This is a genomic window from Gammaproteobacteria bacterium (assembly GCA_028817255.1).
GTDB lineage: Bacteria > Pseudomonadota > Gammaproteobacteria > Porifericomitales > Porifericomitaceae > Porifericomes > Porifericomes azotivorans.
The window spans coordinates 1-3,584 of the sequence record JAPPQA010000014.1; the positions used below are offsets into that span (position 1 = coordinate 1).

Annotated in this window: 3 protein-coding genes; all 3 read right to left on the reverse strand. The window is 67.6% G+C overall.

Annotation, left to right across the window (positions count from 1 at the left end):
* On the reverse strand, window positions 1–715 hold a 715-nt coding region (locus OXU43_00585), incomplete at its 3' end, for a 4-phosphoerythronate dehydrogenase (protein MDD9823675.1).
* A complete protein-coding gene (secF, locus tag OXU43_00590; GenBank protein MDD9823676.1) occupies window positions 712–1,602 on the reverse strand; it encodes a protein translocase subunit SecF in 891 nt (296 codons plus the stop codon). The genes OXU43_00585 and secF, both read right to left, overlap by 4 nt.
* A gap of 104 nt (window positions 1,603–1,706) precedes the next feature.
* Window positions 1,707–3,575: a protein translocase subunit SecD gene (gene secD / locus OXU43_00595; GenBank protein MDD9823677.1), complete on the reverse strand. Its 1,869-nt coding sequence runs from the start codon at window positions 3,573–3,575 to the stop codon at window positions 1,707–1,709.
* Window positions 3,576–3,584: the final 9 nt, after the last annotated feature.

Here is a 3,584-nt window from a genome sequence, read left to right on the forward strand (position 1 = left end):
AGTCAATCTCCGGCTCGCCTTCCCAGACATCGAGCACCGCCGTCAGCCGGCCGGCGCGCAGGCGCTCCGCCAATGCCGCCTCGTCCGCCACGCCGCCGCGCGCCGTGTTGATCAGCACCGCTCCCGGCTTCATGCGGCGCAGGCGCGCCGCATCCAGCAACTTCCAGGTGGGATGGGGGCCGGAGCGGGTCAGCGGCACGTGCAGGGAGACGATATCCGCTTCCAGGACTTCGTCCAGCGACAAGTAATCGCCCCCGAAGCGCTCTTGCAGCGGCGGGTCGTTGCGCAGGCACCGGACGCCGACGGCCTCCAACAAGCCGGCGAGGCAGGAGCCGACCCGGCCGCAGCCCACCAAGGCCGCGGTCGCGCCGCGCAACGGCGTCCCCTGCCGCAGGGAAAGGAGACTCAGGGCGCTCAGCACGTACTCGGCTACGGGACGGGCATTGCAGCCGCGGGCGCTGAACCAGGAGATGCCGGCAGCCTCCAGACCGGCGGTGTCCAGGTGATCGACGCCGCTGGTGGCGGTGCCGACCAGGCGCACCCGGCTGCCCTCCAGCAAGCCGGGGCCGACCCGGGTGACGGAGCGCACCAGCAACAGTTCGCAGTGCCGCAATTGCCGCGGCTCGGGCCGCGGCGGCTCGAACAGGCGCACTTCCCCCAGGCGCCCGAAAACCTCCGCCACCCGCGGGATGCCCCGGTCCGCCAGGATCTTCAAGGGGCGCCCTCCTTCTCCGCCGGCACCAGGTCCTGGCGGCTCACGCCCAGGGCCAGCGTGACGGCGCTGGCGACGTATATGGAAGAGTAGGTGCCTATCAGAACGCCGACGATCAGGGCGACGGAGAAGGCCCGGATGATCTCCCCGCCCAACAGGAACAGGGCGAACAACACCAGCAGGGTGGTCAGCGAAGTGACCAGCGTGCGCCGCAGAGTCTGGTTCAGGGAGGTGTTGATCACCTCGACGGGCGTCGCCTTGATCATGTGGCGGAACCGTTCCCGCAACCGGTCGAAGATGACGATAGTGTCGTTCAGGGAATAGCCCACTACGGCCAGCAGCGCCGCCAGTACGCTGAGGTCGAAGTCCATGCGGGTGAAGGAAAAGAAGCCCAGCACGATGAGGACATCGTGCACCAGCGCCGCGATCGCGCCCAGCGAGAACCGAAATTGAAAGCGCAGGGAGACGTACACCAGGATCCCCCCCAGGGCGTACAGCACGGCCAAGGCGCCGGCGCGGGTAAGCTCCTCGCCCACCTGCGGCCCGACGAATTCGACGCGGCGCATTTCGATCTCGCGGCCGCCGGCGCGCAACACGGTCAGCAGGCGCTCGCTCAGCAGGGCCTTGTCGCCGCCCGGCCCGGCATTGGGGGGCACGCGGATCAGCAACTCGCGGGGCGTGCCAAAGGGCTGCACGGCGGCGCCCCGGAATTCCGACCCGTCCAACACTTCGCGCACCACCCCGGGCGATACCGGCTCGAGGTAGCGCACCTCCACCAGCGTCCCGCCGGTAAAGTCTATGCCGAGGTTGAGCCCGTTCACGGCCAGCGAGCCGATAGCGGCGACCAGCAGAACGAACGAGCAGACGGCGGACCAGAGGCGGTAGCGCATAAAGTCTATGCGCCGCCATGGCCCGCCCGGGGCAACGGCCCGGCCATTGCCGGCATTGCCGCCCCCTTTGCCTGCCGTCAGTTCCCGCATCGCACCGTCCCGGTTCAAATTGACAGCCGCCGCAGCTGCTGGCGGCGCCCGTACCAGAGGTTGACCACGCCGCGGCTAACCACGATGGAGGTGAACATAGAGGTCAGTATGCCCAGCGACAAGGTGACGGCGAAGCCTTTGATGGGCCCGGTGCCGAAGTTGAACAGCACCAGCGCCGCGATCAGGGTGGTGATGTTGGCGTCGGCAATGGTGGACAGCGCCTTGCCGTAGCCGGCATGAATGCTGGCCTGCGGCGAATTGCCGTTGCGCAATTCCTCGCGGATGCGCTCGAAGATCAGCACGTTGGCGTCCACCGCCATGCCCACCGTCAAGACGATGCCGGCGATGCCGGGCAGGGTGAGCGTGGCCTGCAACATGGACAGCAGGGCGACGATCAGCATCAGATTGCAAACCAGCGCGAGGTCGGCGACCAAGCCGAAGAACCGGTAATACAAGGCCATGAAGATCAGCACCAGCGTCAACCCGATCTGGATCGAGCGAAAACCCTGGTCTATGTTGTCCTGCCCCAGGCTGGGGCCTACCGTGCGTTCTTCGATGATCTGCACCGGCGCCGCCAGCGCGCCGGCGCGCAGCAGCAGGGCCAGGTTGCGGGCCTCGCGGGGCGAGTCCAGCCCCGTGATCTGGAAGCGCTTGCCCAACTGTTCGCGGATCACCGCGGCGTTGATTACCTCCTCGATCACTTCCTTGCGCCGCGTTTCCTCGCCGTCCTCGCCGCGCTCCGTCCAACTCTGGGTCTCGATGTACACCACCCCCATGCGATCCCCCACATGGTCGGCGGTCTTGCGGCTCATAAGCCGCGCGCCCTTGCCGTCCAGGGTAATGAACACCGCCGGGCTGCCGCTCACCTGGTCGAAACCCGAACTGGCCGCGATGATCCGGTCGCCGGTGATGATGATGTCCTTCTCCAGCAGGATCGGACCGCCGTCCCGGGATCGGTACAGGCGGCTGCCCACCGGCGCCCGCCCCGAGCTCTCCGCCTGCTCCGGGCTGTTCTCCTCGTCCACCAGGCGGAATTCCAGCGTCGCGGTGGCCCCCAGGATCTCCTTGGCGCGGGCCGTGTCCTGGACGCCGGGGAGTTGCACCACGATCCGATCTTCCCCCTGCTGCTGCACCACCGGTTCGGCGATGCCCAGCTCGTTCACCCGCTTGCGCAGCGTAGTGATGTTCTGTTGCAACGCAAAGCGGCGCGTTTCCTTCAAAGACTCTTCGCCTTGCCCGGCCAACAGACCTGCGTTGCCCTCCTTGTCCTCGCCCTCCTCTACTTCGAGTTCCGGAAAGTCGCGCTGGATCCGGCTCCGCGCCCGCCCCATGTCCGCGGTATCCCGCAGGCGCACGAAGACCCGATTGTCGCTGCGCAAAACGATGCCGCGGTAATGGATCCGCTCCTCGCGCATGGAGGCGCGCAGGTCGGAAATGTAGCGCTCCGCCGCCTTGCGCAGGGCCGCGTCCATATCCACCTCCATCAGGAAGTGGACGCCGCCCCGCAGATCCAGCCCCAGGAACATAGGCTCCGCGGACAGGGCCCGGAGCCATGCCGGGGCGGCGGGCGCCAGACTCAGCGCTACCACGTAATCCCGCCCCAGCACATCGCCGATCGCGTCCCGCGCCCGCCGTTGCGTCTCCTCGTCGGGGAGGCGCACCACTATCCCCGCCTGGCGCCGCTCCAGAGATTGGGGCTCGATCTCCGCTTCCTCCAGGGCCGCTTCCACCTTTAATTCCAGGATTTCCGGCTCGTCCTGCCCTCCCGTGGGGGAGATCTGCAAGGCCGGCTCCTTGCCGTACAGATTCGGCAGGCTGTAAACGACGCCGACACCCAGCGCGACGATGATGAGCAGGTACTTCCAGAAGGGATAGCGGTTCACGGGCGCCCC

Coding starts and splice junctions, on each gene's coding strand:
- secF (MDD9823676.1), bottom strand. CDS start 1,602: ATGCGCTACCGCCTCTGGTCCGCCGTCTGCTCGTTCGTTCTGCTGGTC.